This window comes from Dyella silvatica (assembly GCF_026283955.1).
Taxonomy (GTDB): domain Bacteria; phylum Pseudomonadota; class Gammaproteobacteria; order Xanthomonadales; family Rhodanobacteraceae; genus Dyella_C; species Dyella_C silvatica.
Genome location: NZ_JAPDPE010000002.1, coordinates 88,033 through 108,388, shown reverse-complemented (window position 1 = coordinate 108,388; position 20,356 = coordinate 88,033). Strand labels below are relative to the sequence as shown.

Here is a 20,356-nt window from a genome sequence, read left to right as displayed (position 1 = left end):
GTGCTGCTGCCATGCGCTCCAGAAAGTGATGTCCGGCTTGCGCAGCGCGTCGAGATCGAGGGCGTGAATACTTTCAGGCGGTGAGTGCTGCGCCATGCTCTGCAAGTGCTCTTGCAGTAACTGGATGACCTGCGGATGGCGCAAATCGTCGACGCGAATATCCATGGATGTTTGCTCCTGCGGTAGCGCGGTGTCTGTTCTCTGAATCAGCGGCTCGCCAGATGGATCGGCAGAGGGATCAAGTCCGCCCTTCGGTGTATTCCACCTTGGCGATCCAGCCGCGCTGGCGGCGGGCGAGCCGTGTATCTTCTTGTTCGCCGTCGAAGTCGACCGAGCCGTGTTGAAGTTGCGACGGATCGATACCCTCCAGCGCATGCACGCTGGCTACCGCGTAAAGATGGCCGTCGATCCGGCTGGTCACCACCGGCACGACGCCGCAGCGTGTGCAGATGAGGAATTCGGCGGTCTTGGTGCCGAAGGTGTATCTGGAGAGCAATGCCGGATCCTCGACCCGGATCTTTAAGCTGCCATCAGGATGGGACGTCCATATACCGCCGTGCTTGACGCAGAAGGAGCAACTGCATGCGCGGGCCGGAATCTGGATGGGGTCGGGCTCCCACGTAAGCGAGAAGGAGATGTTTCCGCAGTGGCACTTACCGTGGATCAACATGTATGCGCTATCCGTAGTGGCGGTGCCTGGGGGGCTTCGACGTGGCAGTCATCCGCCCGAAGCGCTCAGGCCATCGCGGTTCGCCGCGACTTTATACGGCCCGTGCCGGGGCAACAATCCTGCATGCGTCATGCATCGCCCGGGCCTGCGCAAGCCGGGCATCACATGCGTGGCGCCGCGCGGGCGCCATCGATCAGAACAAATGCCGCAGGACGATGAACAGGCCGCCCGCCAGCAGGATCGATGCGGGCAGCGTCAGCACCCAGGCCATCAGCAGGTTGCGTACGGTGCTCCATTGCAGGCCGCTGCCGTTTGCCGCCATGGTGCCGGCCACGCCCGAGGTCAGCACGTGGGTGGTGCTCACCGGCAGGTGGTACATGTCGGCGGCCTGGATCAGGGTCATCGCCACCAGTTCTGCCGAGGCGCCCTGGGCGTAGGTCAGGTGCTCCTTGCCGATTTTTTCGCCGACGGTTACCACGATGCGTTTCCAGCCGACCATGGTGCCAAGGCCCAGCGCCAGGGCCACGGCCACCTTCACCCATGGCGGAATGAACTGGATCGCCTGGGTGCCCATGCCGCGCCAGGTGGTGAGCGTTTTAGTCTGCTCACTGTTGAGGCCCGGTTGTGCCAGCACCAGCGGGATCGCCGCATTGGCCAGGTAAATGTCGTTGCGCACGTTGCCCATTTGTTCCGGTGGCACGGAGCGTAACGAAGGGCGATTGCCGACCTTTTGGTCGATCTCGGCGATCAGGCTGGATAGCGCCGGTACCGTGCTCGGTAGCAGGCTGCGTTGTTGCACCGCGCTGGTGACCAGGGCGCGCGGGTCGCCGCTGATGATTTGCGCCTGATCCAGGCCGCTCAGTACGTGGCTTGCTTCGACCGAAATCTCGTGAAAGGTTTTCACCTCGCCACCGGTCACCGCGCCGTTCAATGCATAAGCGGTGGGCACGGTGCCGATCAGGATCAGCATGATCAGGCCCATGCCTTTCTGGCCGTCATTGGAGCCATGGCTAAAGCTCACGCCGGTGCAGGTCAGCACCAGCAGCGCGCGGATCGGCCACGGCGGCGGCTTGTTGCCTTCCGGTGCGCGGTACAGCGCGGGAATCTTCACCAGCGCCTTGAGCAACAGCATCAGCAGGCTGGCCAGAATAAAGCCGGCGATCGGCGAGAACACCAGGCCCTTGAACACGCCGGCTGCCGCGCTCCAGTCAACACCGCTGGTGCCGGTTTTTACCGAGGTCAGCTGATTGGCCAGGCCTACGCCGATGATCGAGCCGATCAAGGTATGCGACGACGAATTCGGTAGGCCGAAATACCAGGTGCCGAGGTTCCACAGAATCGCCGCGATCAACAGCGCGAAGACCATGGCGAAACCGGCATTGCTACCGACTTGCAGTATCAGTTCGACCGGCAGCAACGAGACCACGGTAAAGGCCACCGCGCCGGACGAGGCCAGCACGCCGAGAAAATTGAAGATGCCTGACCAGATCACCGCCAGGTTGGCGGGCATCGAGTGGGTATAAATCACCGTGGCCACGGCATTGGCGGTGTCGTGAAAACCGTTGACGAACTCGAACCCCAGCGCGATCAACAAGGCCACGCCCAGCAAGATAAAGGGCGCAGTGGAATGGGAGCGGACAATCGACAGGTCGTCGATCAGATGAAGCCCGGCATAGCCGCCGCCGATCAGCAGGATCAAGCCAAAGACGATGGCGAATGTCTTGCCGGAGCCCTGGCTTGATGGGCTGGCGGCTGCGACGGCGGCTTCAGTCTGCATGGGCATTCCTTCACATGGTCAGCCTCTCGCAAGCTAAGCACTGTGCAAGACAAAAGCGTGACAACCGGCAGGGCCTCAAGGCGCAAGATTCTGAGCCTGGCGCATGGTTGGCAAGGGCGGCTGGCCGCTTTATCGCTTTCGCATGATGTCTTGAGCTTGGCTCCAGGCTTTGTTTGAGCTGAAACTGTTTCGCTGCAGCTCTTGCTGGACGGGCTTATCCGTTGTGCTGCCTGCTCGGCGCACTTCGCGATGACCTGCCGCGCGAATGCCATGCAGTAGACGGTCTCATTCGTTTACCGCGCAGTGTTTGAGTGCCGCCATTGCTCGATGAGTTTCAAGGTGTAGTCGAGGGCGGCGTCTTTGCCAGCGGCCAGTTGATCAGGCGATGGCGTCACCGGGTAATCCGGACGAATGCCTTGGTAGTAGCTTTGCTCGCACGGCATGTGGATTTCCGAGAACGAAACTTCAAAGCTCAGTTTGGAGTTGGGCATGGTGAAGGGAACCGCATCGGCGACGAAGTTGGTCGCTTGTCCTGGCGCTTCGCCGACGACGGTGCCGAGCTGATTGCACTTGATGTAGGCCGCAAACATCGCCGCGGCGGAAAACGTATTGTTGGCGGTAAGCAAATAAAGCTTGCCGTGAAAGACATGCTCGCGATGCACCGGGGTGATCACCACCGGGCCGGAGTCCTTCAAGCCATCGACGAGTTCGCCGGACGGATGGCTCATGACGATCTGGCGGGTATCTTCATCGGTGTGGGTGGTGGCCTGCCGGTAAAGCGTTTTCAAGTCGTCGGTGACTTTGACGTAGAAGGCGCCAATCAGCTGGTAAGGCTGCTCGGTGAGATAGCTGACGACTTGCTGGGCCAGCCTGCCGGAGCCGCCGCCATTCTTGCGAATATCGATGATTAACGCGTCGGTTTTGCCGCGTTGCAGGGTGGCGAACGATGCGTCGATGAACGCATCGAACTGATCGGAGGGAGAGAAGCTGTTAATCGTCAGCAGCCCGACCTGGCTCGATGGGAGTATCTCGAATTTATAAGCTAGACCTTCCGGTTCGTAACTATGGAACGCACCCGGCGGAAACAGGTGTGCTGGCACGGTGGTAGTGCCGCTGCTGCCATCCTTGTTGCGGTAGGCGATGGCGAAGCCTGGGGATGCGCCGTAGCTAAGCCAGTACAACTCGCGAAACAGCCGGGCGTAGACATCGTAGATGGGATGCACATCATTGATCAGCGCCTGGCAGTCCTCGACGATGGCGGCTGTGCTCTTGCCATTGATGGCGGTGATCTCGGTGCCTGGCTTGAGCTTTGCCTCAGCGCTTTGATGGGCGCTGACATAAAGCTTTCCGCCGATGAACGACACCTGCAGCGGAAACACGCCGTGAATTTTGGCGAAGGCCTCAAAGTCATCGATTTGCAGGTCGACCAGCGTATGGCCGTCTTTTAGCGAGGCGGCCAGGCGTGCCGCGCGCCGATAAAACTCCAGTCGATCCAGCGGGCGATCGAGGCCGCGATCCAGTTCGCGGTAAAGCTGGTCGAAGGTCTTGGCGTTGGTGTACAGATACGGATTGGAATGCTGGGAGAGTATTTTGGCGCGCAGAAAGGCGAGGTCGTCGCGCATTTGCTTCACGCTAAGCGGCGCCTGATGCCCGGAGGCTGGCATGGATGTGGGCTGCGCCGTGGATGGCGCATCGGCAACAGAGCTGTCCGGTCCAGCTTGGGCGCTGACGCAAATCATGCAGGCGAGCATGAAGACACCTAGATGCTTGCGGATGAGTCGACGTGTCATGGGCTGATTTCTATAAGGCGGTGCAGGAAACGGCGCGCAAACCGTCAACGAAAAACGCGCAATTCTTCATGCCGTCGATGCTGTCCGGGCCGCCCAGCCAGTCCGAAACGATGTCGTCAGTCTGTTGCATGGCGTTGCCCCTTTGAAGCTATCGAAGGGAATGTCGGTCGCAGCCATCCCCGATGTCCCGGCATGGGCGCCATCCCGAACGCTTGATGTTCAAACAGCTGCGGTGCTCTTGCTAGGCCAGTGCTGCTGCGTATCGAAGCCCCCTTCAGGAAACGCCGCGGGCATACGTTGGTCGCTTTCAATAAGCCTTGTCAATCGGAACTTTGGCTATCGCCTGGCCGCTGTTGGAGGCTTCGCCGAGGTCTCTGCATCGAGCTAGGAACCCTCTGAACGTCGTTGACTGGTGCGGCCTCGAGGGGTTGCGGCCAACGTTGACCAGGAAGCCGCCGGGGCTCTCTGATACTATTCGACGGATGTCCCCCGCGCTTCAGATACTGCAGACCGTCTTTGGCTACTCCGCGTTTCGCGGACAGCAGCAGGCTATCGTCGAGCAAGTGGCCGAAGGCGGCGATGCCCTCGTGCTGATGCCCACCGGTGGCGGCAAATCGCTTTGCTACCAGATACCTGCCTTGCTGCGGCAAGGCACCGGCATCGTGGTGTCGCCCTTGATTGCCTTAATGCAGGATCAGGTCGATGCGCTGCGCGAGGCGGGCGTGGCCGCGGCCTATCTCAATTCGAGCCTGGGCCTGGACGAACAGCGCGATGTCGAACAGCGCTTGCTCGCAGGCGAGTTGAATCTGCTTTACGTGGCGCCGGAGCGATTGCTGACGCAGCGTTTCCTGGGCTTGCTGGAGCGCACCGAAGTCGCCCTGTTCGCCATCGACGAGGCGCATTGCGTATCGCAATGGGGGCATGATTTCCGCCCGGAATATCGCGAGCTGGCGATACTGCATCAGCGCTTTCCCGTGGTGCCGCGCGTTGCCCTGACCGCCACGGCCGATCCGCGCACTCGTGAAGAAATCGTCGAGCGGCTGGCCTTGCAGGAGGCCCGGCAATTCGTTTCCAGTTTCGACCGGCCCAATATCCGTTACCGCGTGGGTTTGCGCGAAAACGCGCGCCGTCAGTTGATGGCGTTTCTCGACAACCATCGCGGCGATGCAGGCATTGTGTATTGCCTCAGTCGCCGCAAGGTGGATGAAACCGCGGCGGCATTGATCGAATCGGGCATCGCCGCGTTGCCGTATCACGCAGGCCTCGATGCGGCGACGCGTGCGGCCAATCAGCAGCGTTTTCTGCGCGAAGACGGCGTGGTGATGGTCGCCACGGTGGCATTCGGCATGGGCATCGACAAACCGGATGTGCGCTTTGTGGCGCACCTGGATTTGCCGCGCAGCATGGAAGGCTATTACCAGGAGACCGGCCGCGCTGGCCGCGACGGCCTGCCTGCCGAAGCCTGGATGATTTACGGCTTGTCCGACGTGGTGACGATGAGCCAGATGATTGCGCAGTCGGAGTCTGCCGATGAGCGCAAACGGGTCGAGCGGCAAAAGCTGGAGTCGTTGCTGGCTTACGCCGAGGCGACCCGCTGCCGTCGCGAACTGCTGCTGACCGCATTCGGCGAGAACTACCATGGCCCTTGCGGCCATTGCGACAACTGTCTGGAACCACCGAAGACCTGGAACGCCACCGTGCCGGCGCAGAAAGCGCTTTCGGCGGTGTATCGCAGCAACCAGCGTTTTGGCTCCGGCCATGTCATCGACATTCTGCGTGGCGTCGAAAGCGAACGCATGACCCAGCTCGGCCACGATCGCCTGACCACGTTTGGTATCGGCGCCGACATGGACGAGAAGCAATGGCGTTCGGTATTTCGCCAGTTGCTTGCGGTGGGTTTGCTGGAGGCCGATGCCGAGGGTTTCGGCACCCTGCGTTTGACCCGCGCCAGCCGCGAGGTGCTCACCGGTGGGCAGTCGGTGCATCTGCGTGAAGACGCGCGACCAGGGCGTAGCTCGAAGCGGCGCCGCGATAGCCAGCTGGTCACCGGCGGCAGCCTCGGTATCGAGGCCTACGAGCAATCGATGTGGGATGCCCTGCGTGCGTTGCGCTCGCAGCTGGCCAAGCAACACGGCGTACCCGCGTATGTGATCTTCCATGACGCCACCTTGCTGGCGATGCTGCGTGCGCTGCCGGCGAACGAAGCAGAAATGGGCTCGATCAGTGGCGTCGGCGAGGCCAAGCTCAAGCGCTACGGGCAGGATTTTCTCGCCGTGATCAACGCAGAAGGTTGATCACCGCCAGGCCATGCCGCCCGCACCGGGGTGACGTAGCTGCATTTTTATCGGCAGCCTGATGCTCGCGGCGTCCGCTTGAGCCATGCCGCAACGGTCTGAGTGAGGTAACCGCCAAGCCCAAGTTTTGGCTTGCGTCCCACCGCGTATCTCCTTAGCCTCCAGACGGGTAGGCTTCGATGAATGACAGGGCTTGATCGCCGCCGCCTGGCTTCAATCAGCCTGCGAGCCCCCGGATGAAGACCCCCGGATGAACGTTGAAAAGGACGGATGCGATGGCTTGGTGGGACATCATGCTGATGGTGATATGCCTCGGGCTCAGCTTGCTGTTCGCCGTGTTCGGGTTCTTTGCCGTCTCCTCGGCCAAGGCCAGCGTAGCGGTCTATAAGACAGACGAGAACATCTGGAAGTCGCTGGGCAAAAACATCACCCCGGGCGAAGCCACCGTGGTACGCATGTCCAGGCAGGCGCAGCGGTTGACCAAGGCCGGCAGCTACGGAAATAACCAGGTGGCGGCCACGAACCTGCTGCTCGCCTATGTCGATGCATCCGGCACCCGGCGCGAGGCGACGGTATCGACGTTTATCGAGACCAGCCTGTTGGGCAATTTCGTGGAAGGAAAACCGGTAGCAATCGTTTATGCGGCGGACCGCCCGGAGATCGTGGCCATCAACCGGGACCGCACGATGCTGGAAATTCCTCCCAGCGATTTACGATGAAAACAGTCAACCCTTCAGCGCACCGGTTCAACGGTGGCATGACCCACGCGGCGCCCTTCGAGGTCGCGCGGCTTATAAAGGTTTTACATGGGTGCGGTTATCGTTGAATGATGGCGCTGCGCTCAGCTTGAAAGCGGCGCTGTCGCCGCATCGATCCACTTTGACTCGACAGGACTATCGCTATGCATGACGCCCCGCTCATCATGACTGTCGTTGGCGGCATCGTCTTGGCGTTTTTCTTCGCCGCCATCGCGCATCGGTTGAAACTGCCGATATTGGCCGGTTATCTGCTCGCCGGTGTGGTGGCGGGGCCGTTCACGCCCGGCTTTGTGGCCGATGGCCCTTTGGCGCACCAGCTGGCCGAGCTGGGCGTGGTGCTGCTGATGTTTGGCGTCGGCCTGCACTTTTCGTTGAAAGATCTGCTGTCGGTCAAAAGCATCGCGATCCCCGGCGCTCTGGTGCAGATGGCCGTGGCCACGGTCCTCGGCATGCTGCTCGGCTGGGCCATCGGCTGGCCGCTGGCGCAAAGCTTTGTGTTCGGGTTGGCCCTGTCGGTGGCAAGTACGGTGGTGTTGCTGCGCGCGATGGAAGAGCAACGCCTGATGGAAAGTGAGCGTGGCCGTATCGCCATCGGCTGGCTGATTGTCGAGGATCTGGCGATGGTGCTGGCGCTGGTGCTGCTGCCGGCCATCGGCGCCTCCATGATGGGCGGCGAAGGCAGTACCTTGTCGTTTGGCGAGGTGTTCAAGACGGTAAGCCTGACCATCGGCAAGGTGGTGCTGTTCGTCGCGGTGATGTTGATCGTCGGCAAGCGGGTGATTCCCTGGGTGCTGAAGACAGTGGCCCATACCGGTTCGCGTGAGTTGTTCCGGTTGGCGGTGCTGGCGATTGCGCTGGGTGTCGCCTTCGGCGCGACCGAGCTGTTCGGGGTGTCGTTCGAACTGGGTGCGTTTTTTGCCGGCATGATGATGGGCGAATCCAAACTGGCACACGATGCCGCGGAGGAGACTCTGCCGCTGCGTGATGCATTCGCGGTGCTGTTCTTCGTCTCGATCGGCATGTTGTTCAATTATCAGGTGCTGTTGACCGAGCCCTTGGTGGTGTTGGCGGCCCTGGCAATCATCGTGATCGGCAAATCGCTGGCGGCGCTGGGTATTGTGCTGGCCTCCGGGCGCCCGCTGCGCACCGCGCTGACGATTGCCACCAGCCTGGCGCAGATCGGCGAGTTCTCTTTCATTTTGATCGGCGTTGGCGTGGCCCAGCAGATGGTCTCGAAAGAGGCACAAGACGTACTGCTGGCTGCGGCGATCATGTCGATCCTGCTTAATCCTTTCCTGTTCAAATTGCTCGACCGCGCCAAACCGTGGCTGGATGCGCGCGACGAGCGCGCGCAAGCGGCTGCCGATGCCTTGACGCCTCAGGCCTCGCCCGTATCGGATGGGGCAACAGCGTGGCCGCTTACCCGCTTGCACGATCATGTAGTGGTGGCCGGCTATGGGCAGCTGGGGCAGCTGCTTGGTGATCAACTGCGTGCCCGTGGCGATACCTTGCTGGTGCTGGAGGAGCGTGGCGACCGTGTCGAGGTGTTGCATCAACAAGGTATCGAGACGATCGAGGGCAATGCCGCGATGGATGTGGTGCTGGCATCGGCCAATCTGAGCCAGGCGCGCGCAGTGTTCGTGACCCTGCCGCAGGCTTATGAAAGTGGTGTGGTGGTGTATGCCGCGCGCAAGCAAAATCCGCAGCTGACCATCATTGCGCGCGCTGATTCCGAGGCATGCCTGCAGCATTTGCAGGAGCAGGGCGCGGACGTGGTTTTGCTGGGCGAGCGCGAGTTGGCCAGGGTGATGATGGAGCGTTTGCCGGAGGCTCAGCCGGATACTTCCGTCTCGGCGGCACCAGCGGTTTAACCACGGCGATCGGCCTGTGCTATCGCCGATGAGGTGGGCGGCTAGCCGGTCAACTTCCAGCGAATCACCGGCTCATCCGCCGGCCGCGAATGCGAAAGCGCGAGCGCAGGCAGATGACGCCATAGCTGAAGTCGATCGGGTAATCGCGCTTGCGGCCATTGTTGGCGTAGCGCATGCAAGGCGGATTCGGCTGAGTCGTGCCGGTCGATTTCTTCGGCGTCAAGCAGGCTGCGCCAACGGTGGCCATGCTGCACGATGCGAAACAAACCGATTTTTGCTGAATACACGTACTGCGCCAACACCATGCGTTCCTTCGTCAATACCACGGCGAAAGTCTGCCGCCCGGAAATGACTAAACGGTGATTGGCCTGCGACGTGTTCATGAAAGGTGCAGTCCTTGCAGCTATGAACAGCGGTGCGAGAGTGAGAGCACCCCCTCCCAACCTCCCCCTGCTTGCAGGGGGAGGGGCCAAAGGCTTTTTCAGCGGGTTGCGTTAGAGGCCCATGGCGGGATCGGTGATGCCTGGCAGGCCATTTTCGACACGGCCGGCATAGCGGCGCTTGAACTGGGCATCCTGGCTGCATAGCACCTGGATGTCGTGCCAGCCGCCGCCGTTGCTGGCGTCGCTCCAGTTGAGTTGGGTGGTGCTGTTGGCGGCCACTTGGACACTGACCGGCGTGCTGCTGCCGTAGGCGAGATTGCTTACTGACGCGGTGATCGGCTTGCTGCCGCGATTGCTGAAGCTGAGCGTGACGCCGGTGCCGTTGGTCGTTGGCCGCAGCTGTACTTCAAGCGGGTAGCTGGTTTTTACCAGGCCGTGAAAATCCCGGCGGTATCCGTTCGGACCGCGCACGCTGAGGTCGTAGACGCCGGCGCTGTAGCGCACGGCGCTCCAGTAATCGCTAAGCTTTTTGCCGGCCTCGACGGTGTAAGTCCACGGGCCATCGCTGCGATTGCCGGCATAGACCTGAAACACCGCGCCGGCGCTGCCGGCATTGGTGAAGTCGATCCAGAAGCGGCCGTTGGCAACGTCGATGCGACCATCGGCTTGCAGCACATAGGGCAACGCACGTGCCGGGCGTGTGCCGGTGCTTTGTACGGGTACCGATTGGACGGCAGGCACGCTGGAGTTAGGCAGCGTGGTGCATTGCAGGTTGGCCTGCGCGACGTAGTTGCTGGTGTCAGGCAGCGCAGGCCATGTCGTATTGCTGAGATCGAAGTTGAAGGCGCTGGTGAGGTCGCCGCAAACGGCGCGGCGCCAGGCGCTGATATTGGGTTCGGCGACGCCGAAGCGGTTTTCCAGAAAGCGGATCACCGAGGTGTGATCGAACACTTCCGAGCAGACCCAGCCGCCTTGTGTCCACGGCGAGATGATGGTCATGGGTACGCGAAAGCCCAGGCCAATCGGCTGACCGGCGGTGACTTCGCCAGTGACACTGACGGTCGACAAACCGTAGCTGCTGGAGGGCGGCGGGGTCAGCGGCGGCATATGGTCGAAGAAGCCGCCATTCTCGTCGTAGTTGAGAATGAACACGGTGTTGGCCCAGGTCTCTGGCGATGCGGCCAGGGCGGTCAACAAGCGAGCCGTGAGGTCTTCACCGACCGCGGGCTTGTAGTTGGCGTGTTCAGAGAGGCTGGCGGGCGCGACGATCCACGAGACTTGCGGCAGCGTGCCATTGTTTATGTCATCGGCAAACGCCTGCACCAGGTCCGGCACCGTCGCCATGCCGCGGTCGTATAGCGCATCGCCGGGCTGGGCATTCTTGAAATTGCTGAACCAGGCCAGTGCGTTGTCGTCGAAATTATCGGTCTGCTGATAAACCTTCCAGCTCACCCCGGCCTGTTGCAGGCGCTCGGCGTAGGTGGTCCAGGTAAAGCCGGCAGCCGGCTCGGTGTTGTCCAGTACCGCCGTGTCGCCCACCGAAAGCCCATTGCTGCCGCTGAACAAGTGCAGCCGATTGGGGTTGGTCTGGGTCAGGGTGGAGCAGTGATAGGCATCGCATACCGTAAAGGCATCAGCGAGTGCGTAATAAAAAGCCAGGTCGGCCGATTTGAAATAGCCCATGCCCAAGCCGGGGTCGCGGGCGGTATTCCAACTGTCGAAGCGGCCTTTGTTCCAGATGCCGATGTCCACCGGATAACTCATCGCCGCCGCATTGGCGCAGATGGCGTTGGTGGTCGTGGTGTCCATATGGAACGGCAGGATGTAATGGCCGGAGGTGCTGGTCGGCTGGTAGAACACGCTATTGCCGTTGGGCAGCGGTGCAAGCTGTCGATCGCCGAAACCGCGAATACCCTTGAGGGTGCCGAAGTAGTGATCGAACGAGCGGTTTTCCTGCATGAAGATCACGACATGCTGCACGTCGTTGATGCTGTTGCTGGCGGTACCCCTGGGTAGAGTTGTCGCCATCGCCTTGCGTAGCGCCGGTGGCAGCGCGGCCATCGCCATGGCGCTGCCGGCGGTTACCGCGGCAGCTTTCATGAATTTGCGACGACTGACATCGGGGGTCTTGTCTTGCGTCATCGTACTTCTCCGTTGAAGGCCCCCGCCTGGCGGGGGCGGGGGCTTATCGGATGTTTCGATCAGAACGACATATCGACAGTCAGGAAGCCCTGTCGCGGGGAGCCCACCAGCAGGCTTTGGAAGGTGCCAGTCGGGTCGCTGGTGGTGAAGCCATTGCTATCGACGGTGGCGATGTACTTTTTGTTGAGCAGATTGGTCAGCGTCAGCGAGATCTTCAGGTCTTTGGCGAAACCAAGGTTCTTCTGCTCCCAGGACAGGCCGGCGTCCCACAGCCAGAAGCCGTCGATGCGCTGGTCGTTGACGTAGGTGTAGTAGCGCGCGCCGGTGTACTTGGTGCCGAGCGAGGCGCGGAAGTCACCGAACTTGTACGACAGCTCGCTGGAGAACATCTGCTTGGGCGAATCGACCACGGTCTTGCCCTTGGTCGGAATCAGCACGCCGGCGTCGAGGTAGTTGTCCTTGTACTTGGCATCGTTGTAGGTGGCCGAGTTGAACCAGCGCAGTGCCGGGGTCGGCTGCCAGACGAAGGTGAACTCCGCACCTTGCGAATTGACCTTGCCGACGTTGGCGATCTGGTTCGGGCAGCTGACCACGCCGGCGCAGGGCACGATGACCAGCAGGCGGTTCTTGAAGTCGATGTTGTACAGCGCCAGCGACGATTGAATGGTGCTGTCGACATAGCGCAGGCCCAGCTCGCTATTGGCCGAGCGTTCGGGACGCAAGCTGCCGCGCAAGCCATTGAAGGTGGCCTGGTTGGACGACCATGCACCGTTGGCGCCGGGCTCGAAGGCGTTCTGGTTCATCGAGAACGAGGCGAAGGCCTCCCAGCCGTTACCGATTTTGTAGTTGGCGCCCACCTGCGGCAGAAAACCGCTTTGTGCCGTCAGTGCGCCACTGGCGCGGCCTGGCAGCAAGGCGATGGCGTTGGTGGTGACGTTATGCCCCTTGAAGCCGGCGTCGATGCGCAGCGTGTCATCCAGCACCGAGAACGAATCTTGCAGATACCACTGACGGGTCAGGGTGGTGAAGCGCTGGCGGAAAATCGAGTTGTAGTAGGTGTCGTAAATCTTGTCCTGGCTGATCGGGCCGCCGGAGGCGGAGATCGGCTGGTAGCTGCGTCCGATGGTGTACTTGCTGTCCTCGAACCAGAAGCCGCCTTCGATGTGGTGATTGCCGACGTCATAGCTCAACGAGTTGACGATACCGTCGCGCAGCATCAGGTAGTGCGAGAGGCGCAAGGCGATCGGCGCATCGCCCGGTGCCGGGGTGTATGGCAGATCCGACGCCGGCGCATACCAGTGACCCTGGCCCAGGTCGTGGTGGTAATACGGCTGCACATTCAGGGTCAGCTGGTCGGTGAGAAAGAACTCGCCCTTGACCGACGCGACGTCGTCATGACGAATACCGTTGCCGTTGTAGTAGGTGTCATCGGGGTTGGTCACGCAGCCGCTGTACTTGCCGTTGGCAATGTTGACGGCGCGCTGCCAATCGGGCGCCAGGTAGTCGAAGCGATAGCCGCAGCGCTTGAGCGAATCCAGCGACAAGTCCATATATGGCTGCTCGATGCGACGCACGACATCGAGCAAGCCGGTAATGCGGCCGCCCTCCCACTCATACAGCGCCTTGGCGTTGAGCTGCTTCTGGGTCTGGTCGTCGTTGCCTTTCCACTTCGGCGCATCGACATACATGCCGGAGATATAGCCGCGGAAACCGTCGAGGTTGCCGGTATCGGCGCGGATATAGCCACGCTTGAAGCCATAGCTGCCGCCGGTGGCATTGACCCGCACGCCCGGGGTCATGCTCGGGTCGGAAGTATGCAACTGCACAGTGCCGCCGAGGTTGCTGGTCGATGCCGTACCCAGCGCGCCTGAGCCTTGGGCCAGATCCAGTTCGCCGAGGTTTTCGCCGATCCAGGCGCGGGTTACGCTGAGGCCGTCGCCGCTGTGGTAGTCGGTATTGCCCAGTGGAATACCGTCGAGCGTGTAGCCGAGCTGGGTGTGATTAAAACCGCGCAAGCTAATGCGCGTGGACCATTCATCGGTACCGAAAGGGTCGTTGCTGACGTAATTGACACCCGGCAGTTTCGATAGCATCTGGATCGGGCTGGTGCCGGGCGTGAATTGCTCGATCTGCGCCTTGTCCATCTGCTGCACCTGGCGGGTGGCGTTCTGGCCTACTACTGAAATGGCTTCCAGTGTCTTGGTGGTCGCGGCCGGGGCCGTTTCATCGACGGGCGCGGTGGTGTCATCGCCCGCGTGTGCGAGCAAGGGGAATAGCGCCAGCAATGCAAGACAGAGAGGGGTGCGGAGCAACGTCATAGGTAGGCCTTGGATAGAGTTGAATGACGGGCGGGCGCTAGACAGGACGCACGCCGCCGATTGACCTGCCTATTAAAGGGGGCGCTCATTTCACGTTGGTTTAGCGGTGATGGCGCGCGGACTGCGCAAAGAGGACATGCGGTGCTGGTTGTCTAGATCGACTTGTCTATCGCGCGCACTGCCGCTTCAGCGGACCCGTTCACACTGCCTTTGATTTGACTGAGGCAGCGGGCTTACAGCGTGGCCTTCGGCGCTTGCGTCGGGGCTGGTGGAAATCCAGTGACCTCGGGGAAATACGGGCGTTGTCGCAGGATTGTCGCCGGGCGTTACAGCGTGACTACAATGCGTGGGCGATGATGCGACAGGCCAACCGGCGTCACACATTGCCAAGCCTGTTTGCTTGCCATCGGGGAATCCATGAGTAGCCTTTTGCCTTATATCCATGTGGTTTATGGCGACTCGGCTGGCGGCACCTTGCGCCATGCGCTCGCCAAGGCTGGCAGATCCGATCAGATCGTGGTGCTGCGCGATGATCTTGCGATCGGACCGCTGGCCGGCATCGATGACCACGTTCAGTCCCGGGTACGCTTCTGGAAGCGCATTGCGCCGCATGGCGACATCGACTTTGCGCTGGAGATGCAGCGTGTGCTGGACAAATTGCAGATGCTGCAGCGGGAGGTTGCCGACGTGGTGATCTGGCATGGTCCCTGTGCTTCCGATCAATTGTTGTTGCGCCGGGTGGTCGCGCATCTGCGGGGCACGCCGCATCGCATTCATGAAGTGGCGATGGACGTCCGTGAGCTAGTGGGGACGGTATCGAACGAGCTGGCCTCGGTGGCGATGTATCCGCCCGAGCGATTGTCTGCGCAGTGTTTCCATACGACGCCGATGGCGCCGATGCGTATTCGCCAATTAAGCGATGAATGGCAGCAAAGCGTCGAAGCCAATGCCGAGATGCGGCTATGGAAAAACCACGCCTTGGTCTCGGCGGCTTATTGCCTGGCCGACGCGGTGATTTTGCAGCACGCCACCTCGGACTGGGTGCGCGCTTCACGCGTGGTGGGCGATGTAATGGGGGCGATAGAAGGCATGTTGGCCAGCGACGGATTTATCTTCTGGCGTTGCCTTGAGTTGGCCGAGGCGGGTGAGCTGGCCTTGCGCGGCGCCACCGTCATCGCTAATCGTTTTGCGAGGGCGGCGGGCGCTCCTGCAACGGCGCCACGGCAATGGCGTCGATTTCCAGCAGCAAGCCATCGCGCGCCAGCTGGCGTACCTCGACCAGGGTGCTGGCGGGCGGGTGTTTTAGATTGATGTATTTATCGCGCGCCGCACGCAGCGCTTTGAGCTGGCTCATGTCGGTGACATAAATCGTCAGCTTCACTACTTGGTCGAAGCTGGCGCCAGCGGCTTCCAGCGCGGTTTTAAGATTGGCGAATACTTGTTCGGCCTGGGCGCTGAAATCGTTGGCGCCGACCAAATGGCCTTGCTTATCCAGCGCGATTTGTCCGGAGAGATAAAGCGTGCGTCCAGCCGGCGCTTCGACCACCTGGGTATAGCCGGTGGGCGCGGGCAAGTTGGCCGGGTTGATAAAGCGGGTGTGGTCGGTTGTGCCCAGCACCGAGGTCGTGCTGACCAACAGGCTGATCGCCAGGGCAAGGCGAGCAGCTTGACCGGGCTGGCTGCTATCGCTTGATGGATGCAGGTCGCTTGAAGTCACTGCCGGGTTTCCATTGCGGGTAGGTGGTTTCCATCGACAGCTTGCCGCCGACGATGAACAGGGCACGTAGATCTTGCACCATGCCGCGTAGATCCCAATGAGGATCGAACACATCGGTCGGCTGATGATAACGGTTGGCGATGTAGTCATCGTAGGCTTTGCGGCCGGCGGCTACGCCGCCGTTGAGCAAGTCCAGGCCCGAGCGTGCATACAGCACCGGCACGCCCGCCTTGGCGAAGTTGAATTGCTCGGAGTGAGCGAACGAGCCCTTGGCCGGTTTGGTATCCGGAGCCATTTCGCGGCGTTGGGTTTCGGCGGCTTCGTCGAGGTAATCGTCCAGTTGCGACTGGCCATAACCGATCACCGCGATATCGTGGCTGGGGCCGATCACGGTCAGTGCATCGACGTCGATATCGGCGACGGTTTTATCCAGCGGCATCACCGGATGTGCGATGTAATACTGCGAGCCAAGTAGTCCTGACTCTTCCAGGGTAAAGGCCAGAAACAGCATGCTGCGATGCGTTTTTGGTTTGTGATGGGTAAAGGCCTCGGCGATCTCCAGCAAGCCGGCGACACCCGAGGCGTTTTCCACCGCGCCGTGATAAATGCGCTCACCGTCGCGTCCCAGGTGATCCCAGTGCGCGGAATACACGATGGCTTCATCGGGCTGCTTGCTGCCGGTGAGTTTGCCGATGACGTTATGCGATTCGCCTTGGGTGATGCTGCTGTCGATGGCCAGGCTGGCTTTGGCATCGAGTTCGACGGCTTTGAAGCCGGGCAGGTCGGCGGCCTTTTTCAGTTCGTTGAAATCCGCGCCGGCAGCAGCAAACAGGGTTTGCGCCGCAGCTGTGGTCAGCCAGCCGGCCACCGGCAAGTGCGGGGTGGGGTCTTCGCTGGCGGGAAGGCTGAATTGCGCGCCCTGCCAACCGGTTTGCACCACGCTCCATGGATAACCGGCGGCATCGGCGTCATGCACAATGAAGGCGGCAGCGGCTCCGTGGCGGGCCGCTTCATCCAGCTTGTAGGCCCAGTGGCCGTAATAGGTCAGCTCACGGCCTTTGAACAGCATCGGATCTTGATGGCTCCAGCCCGGGCTGTTGACCAGGATCACCACCGTTTTGCCGCGCAGGTCGAGGCCGGCGTAGTCGCTTCTTTCCGGTGTGTCGACGCCGTAGCCGACAAACACCAGCGGCGAACTAGTGATCTCGGCATGGGCCTGGTGGGTGAGCGAGCCGACCACCATGTCTTGGCCGAACGTCAGGGCGGGGCTGGCCTTGGCGCCGTCGATGCTGAGCTTCACCTCCCCGGGCTTTTGCAGGGTGGTCGCAACATACGGCACGGTTTGTAGCCAGCTGCCGTTATTGCCGGGTTCCAGGCCGATACGCTGGAACTGTTGAACGATGTAGTCGGTGCTGCGCTGCTCGCCCTTGCTACCCGGCGCACGGCCCTCGAAGTCATCCGACGCCAGCACCTTGATGTGCTTGGCCAGATCGGGCGCGACGATGCCTGGCGAGAAGCCCTGCAACGGGTCGGACGAATTGTTGTCGGCGGAGGCGGCCGGATGATGCTGGCATGCAGCAAGTACCACACAACCGGCAGCGGTCAACAGCAAGCGAAACATAAGCGCCCCTACATAACTGAGGAGCGACTGTATCTGTGTCCGCGCAGGCTGAAAACGCGCAAGTTTTTGCGCGTTTTCAGTGCTGCATGGCGGAAAATTTCTGCACGGATAACCCGCGGGCTGACAGGCGAAAGCTTACGTCTAGCCTTCAATCGCCGCTGCCTTCAGCGGCGATGGCTCAGCTGCCGAAGTGATAGTTCGCTTCTATCCACCATTGGCGACCGTACGGGTCGTAATTGCCGACCGGGTAGAACGGCCAGCCGCTGCCGGTGCGATCTTTCGGCGGCGCCTTGTCGAGCAGATTGTTGACGACCAGCGAGATGCTGGTGCGATCGTTGATACGGTAGGCCACGCTGGCGTTGTAGCGGAAATAGGGCGCAATGCGTCCGCTCTGATCGGCGTTGGGCAGGCTGCCGTAACGGGTGCCGAACAGAGTGGTGGTGACATCGTGGTAATGCCAGCTGAGGCTGCCGTTGAGCTTGCTGCGCCACTGGAAGGTCGAGCCCGAATCGCTTTCGCCGGCGCCGTCGCGCACATTCAACACCACGCCACCGGGAAACTGCTGGTAGTCGTGAGTCAACACCAGGCTGTAATTCACGCGTAGGGCGAAATCGCCATAGCCGGCGGTATTCCAGCGATAGTTACCGCTGGCATCGATACCGCTGGTGCGTTCGCTGGCGGCGTTGATCGGGTTGACGAAGATGCGTGTGGCGGTCAACGGGTCAATGCCGCCGGCCGGATTGCGCTGCACCCGCGCCAGGGTGCTTTGGCATTGCGCCGAAGTGATGTCGATGGGCTGGCCGCCTTGGGTCTGGCCCAGGCGGCAGTCGGCCTCGTCACGCAGGACGCCGTCGGCGCTGAGATTGGTTACTTCGTTATTGATGCGGATCTTGTAGTAATCCACCGATACGTCGAGCTGCGTATTGGGCGACCACACCAGGCCATAACTGAAGGAACGGGCATTCTCCGCTTTCAGTTTGGTGCTGCCGTAGCTGGTGTAGTTGATGCTCTGGTTGTTGAAATCGCAGTTGCCAAAGGCCTGGCCGGCCACGCGGCAACGGTAGTAGTCGGTGAGGCCGGGAATATAGCCGTTGGTTGCGCTGGCGAAGATGTAGTTCATGTCCGGCGCGCGGAAGCTGGTGGCGACATTGCCGCGCAACAGCAGCGAATCGAGTGGCCGGTATTCAAGCCCCGCGCTCCAGGTCGCCTTGTTGTCGTTACGGCCGGCGTAGCTGTAGCTGTCGTAGCGACCGGCGAGCGTGGCGATGACTTGGCTCAGTACCGGCAGGCTCAGTTCCGCGCCGACGGCGTAGCGGTCGCGCTTGCCGCTGGAGGGCAGGCTGCCGCTGTTGTTCCAGAACACGCCCTGGGCAAGCCGCGCATCGGGGGTGTTGCGGTAACCCTGGCTGCCCGCCTCAAGCACGCCGGCAAAACCCGCCGAGCCACCGGGTAGTTCAAACAAATCGCCGTGATTGACGCTGAGGCTAAGCGTTTGTACCCAGGCGCTGTTGTGGCTGGCGTAGGTGTCGGTCAGCTGATTCCACGCGCCGGCAGTCAATGGTTGATAAAGCCGTGCCGCATCCGGCGCATACACCGGTACGCCGTTCTGGGTGCCCAGTTGCGGGCCAAGGAAATACTCGTCCAGGCCGGCGAGGAAGGCACGGCGGGTGGTGACGTTGTCGTATTCGGAGCGGTTGTAGGCGGCCTCGTATTTCCAGCCGTCGCCGATACTGCCGCGGATGCCCAGCGTGGCATTCCATGAGCGCTCGAAGAAGCGTGAGCCGGCTTGTGTGCGGCCACCGATTTCCTCGGGTGAGAAGCGCCGGTACCAGCGCTCGGTGTTGCCTGAGTTGGCGTTGAGAAAGTAACTATTGCCGGCGGCCAGCGAGGTCCAGCTGGGGGCGCGGGTGGTATTGCTGATTTTGTCCACGCCGAACAAGGCGTCGCCGAACAGTTCGGTGTCTTCGCTGAGGTGGTAATGCAGGCTGGTGTAGGCATTGACGTTGCGTTGCTCGGTCTGCACGGTCCAGAACGTGGGCGCTGCGCGATCGCTGCCGCAGTAGTAGCCGTAACGCGGATTGTTCGCGCGGCTGACGCTGTTGTCATACAAGCCGCCGACCGCGGCGCAAGCGGCATTGCCGGGGTCGACGTATTTGCCGCTATCCATGTTGCGGCGATAGAACACCGCCGTCGGCTGGGACGGCTTGCCGCTGGGGTCGCGGGTGAGCGAATCCATGAAGCTGCGATCAGTGCCCCAGATCGGTTCGCGATGGGTGACTTCGATGCCATAGACCGCATCGAGCTTGTCCCAGTGATGGCCGCCGACGATTTGCAGGCGCTGGTTAGAGCCGCCGCCACCTTCGGTGCTGCCGACGCGCAGATTCACGTCGAGGCCGCTGGCCTTTTGCTTGAGGATGATATTGACCACCCCGGCGATGGCGTCGGAGCCGTAGATGGCCGAGGCGCCGCCGTTGAGTATCTCGATGCGATCAATCATCGCCGACGGGATATTCGACAAGTTGACGAAGTTGACCGAGCCGTCATAGGCCACCGGGTAATCGGCGACGCGACGCCCGTTGATCAGCACCAAGGTGTGATTGGGGCCGAGCCCGCGCAGATTGATGGTATTGGCGGCCGGGGTGAAGGTATTGCCGAAATCCTCACCCTGGGCCATGCCGGTGTTCTGGGTCAGCGAATTCAATGCATCGAAGACACTGCGAAAGCCCTTGGCATCGAGGTCCTTCGAGCTGATGGTGATCACCGGTGAAGGGCCTTCGATATCCACGCGAGGACTGCGCGAGCCGGTTACGGTGACTTGTTCCAGTGTCTTGGTTTTGTCGGTCGTCGAATCGGACTGCGCTGATGCAATGTCAGCGTTGCCGGCGTGGGCCAGCGGTGTCGCAAAAAGCGCAAGCCAGAGCACGGAGTGGAGCAAGCGCGATGCGCGTGGTGGAGGGTGCTGCTTCATCAGGTAAGTCTCCGGATCGAATAAATGAAGGTGCGGGCCGTCATTAG

The 20,356-nt window shown here is 61.3% G+C and carries 13 protein-coding genes and 1 pseudogene; 4 read left to right on the top strand and 10 right to left on the bottom strand.

All coding sequences use genetic code 11. The features are described from left to right. Positions 1-238: 238 nt before the first annotated feature. The 4 genes from OUZ52_RS01120 to OUZ52_RS01105 form a co-directional block, all read right to left on the bottom strand. On the bottom strand, positions 239-670 hold the full coding sequence (locus tag OUZ52_RS01120; protein WP_266156457.1) for a GFA family protein: 432 nt from the start codon (positions 668-670) through the stop codon (positions 239-241). 193 nt (positions 671-863) lie between these two features. Next, a complete protein-coding gene (locus OUZ52_RS01115) occupies positions 864-2,447 on the bottom strand; it encodes an inorganic phosphate transporter (protein ID WP_266156456.1) in 1,584 nt (527 codons plus the stop codon). 293 nt (positions 2,448-2,740) lie between these two features. Beyond that, entirely contained in the window at positions 2,741-4,237 is a 1,497-nt protein-coding gene (locus OUZ52_RS01110; RefSeq protein WP_266156455.1) for a S41 family peptidase, read from the bottom strand. A gap of 10 nt (positions 4,238-4,247) precedes the next feature. Continuing rightward, positions 4,248-4,367 (bottom strand): DUF6229 family protein, encoded by a 120-nt coding sequence (locus OUZ52_RS01105; RefSeq protein WP_266156454.1) that lies wholly within the window; start codon positions 4,365-4,367, stop codon positions 4,248-4,250. 352 nt (positions 4,368-4,719) lie between these two features. Between OUZ52_RS01105 and recQ the strand changes: the two genes are divergently transcribed. The 3 genes from recQ (at position 4,720) to OUZ52_RS01090 (ending at position 9,160) form a co-directional block, all read left to right on the top strand. Next, positions 4,720-6,531: a DNA helicase RecQ gene (gene recQ, locus OUZ52_RS01100; RefSeq protein WP_266156453.1), complete on the top strand. Its 1,812-nt coding sequence runs from the start codon at positions 4,720-4,722 to the stop codon at positions 6,529-6,531. A gap of 275 nt (positions 6,532-6,806) precedes the next feature. Then, entirely contained in the window at positions 6,807-7,250 is a 444-nt protein-coding gene (locus tag OUZ52_RS01095; protein ID WP_266156452.1) for a hypothetical protein, read from the top strand. 182 nt (positions 7,251-7,432) lie between these two features. Further along, positions 7,433-9,160, top strand: a complete 1,728-nt coding sequence (locus OUZ52_RS01090; protein ID WP_266156451.1) for a cation:proton antiporter domain-containing protein — start codon at positions 7,433-7,435, stop codon at positions 9,158-9,160. 41 nt (positions 9,161-9,201) lie between these two features. On the opposite strand, the gene OUZ52_RS01085 is transcribed toward OUZ52_RS01090, so the two are convergent. The 3 genes from OUZ52_RS01085 to OUZ52_RS01075 all read right to left on the bottom strand — a co-directional run bounded on the left by OUZ52_RS01085 (position 9,202) and on the right by OUZ52_RS01075 (position 14,003). Then, a complete protein-coding gene (locus OUZ52_RS01085) occupies positions 9,202-9,543 on the bottom strand; it encodes a hypothetical protein (RefSeq protein ID WP_266156450.1) in 342 nt (113 codons plus the stop codon). A gap of 111 nt (positions 9,544-9,654) precedes the next feature. Beyond that, complete coding sequence (locus OUZ52_RS01080) at positions 9,655-11,685, bottom strand: phosphocholine-specific phospholipase C (protein WP_266156449.1); 2,031 nt, start codon at positions 11,683-11,685, stop codon at positions 9,655-9,657. A 59-nt stretch (positions 11,686-11,744) separates the two neighbouring features. Beyond that, complete coding sequence (locus OUZ52_RS01075; RefSeq protein WP_266156448.1) at positions 11,745-14,003, bottom strand: TonB-dependent receptor; 2,259 nt, start codon at positions 14,001-14,003, stop codon at positions 11,745-11,747. A 417-nt stretch (positions 14,004-14,420) separates the two neighbouring features. On the opposite strand from OUZ52_RS01075, the pseudogene OUZ52_RS01070 reads away from it, so the two are divergent. Continuing rightward, positions 14,421-15,161 (top strand): annotated as a pseudogene (locus tag OUZ52_RS01070) (DUF1835 domain-containing protein); the annotation flags it as partial. Between the two features lie 19 nt (positions 15,162-15,180). Here the strand turns inward: OUZ52_RS01070 and OUZ52_RS01065 are convergent. The 3 genes from OUZ52_RS01065 to OUZ52_RS01055 all read right to left on the bottom strand — a co-directional run bounded on the left by OUZ52_RS01065 (position 15,181) and on the right by OUZ52_RS01055 (position 20,309). After that, the gene (locus tag OUZ52_RS01065) at positions 15,181-15,720 is read right to left on the bottom strand and encodes a RidA family protein (RefSeq protein WP_266156446.1); all 540 of its coding nucleotides are present in this window, start codon (positions 15,718-15,720) and stop codon (positions 15,181-15,183) included. Next, on the bottom strand, positions 15,686-17,341 hold the full coding sequence (locus OUZ52_RS01060; protein WP_266156445.1) for a M28 family peptidase: 1,656 nt from the start codon (positions 17,339-17,341) through the stop codon (positions 15,686-15,688). Before OUZ52_RS01060 ends, OUZ52_RS01065 begins: the two co-directional genes overlap by 35 nt. A 178-nt stretch (positions 17,342-17,519) precedes the next feature. Next, positions 17,520-20,309 (bottom strand): TonB-dependent receptor plug domain-containing protein, encoded by a 2,790-nt coding sequence (locus tag OUZ52_RS01055; RefSeq protein WP_266156444.1) that lies wholly within the window; start codon positions 20,307-20,309, stop codon positions 17,520-17,522. Between the last annotated feature and the right edge of the window lie 47 nt (positions 20,310-20,356).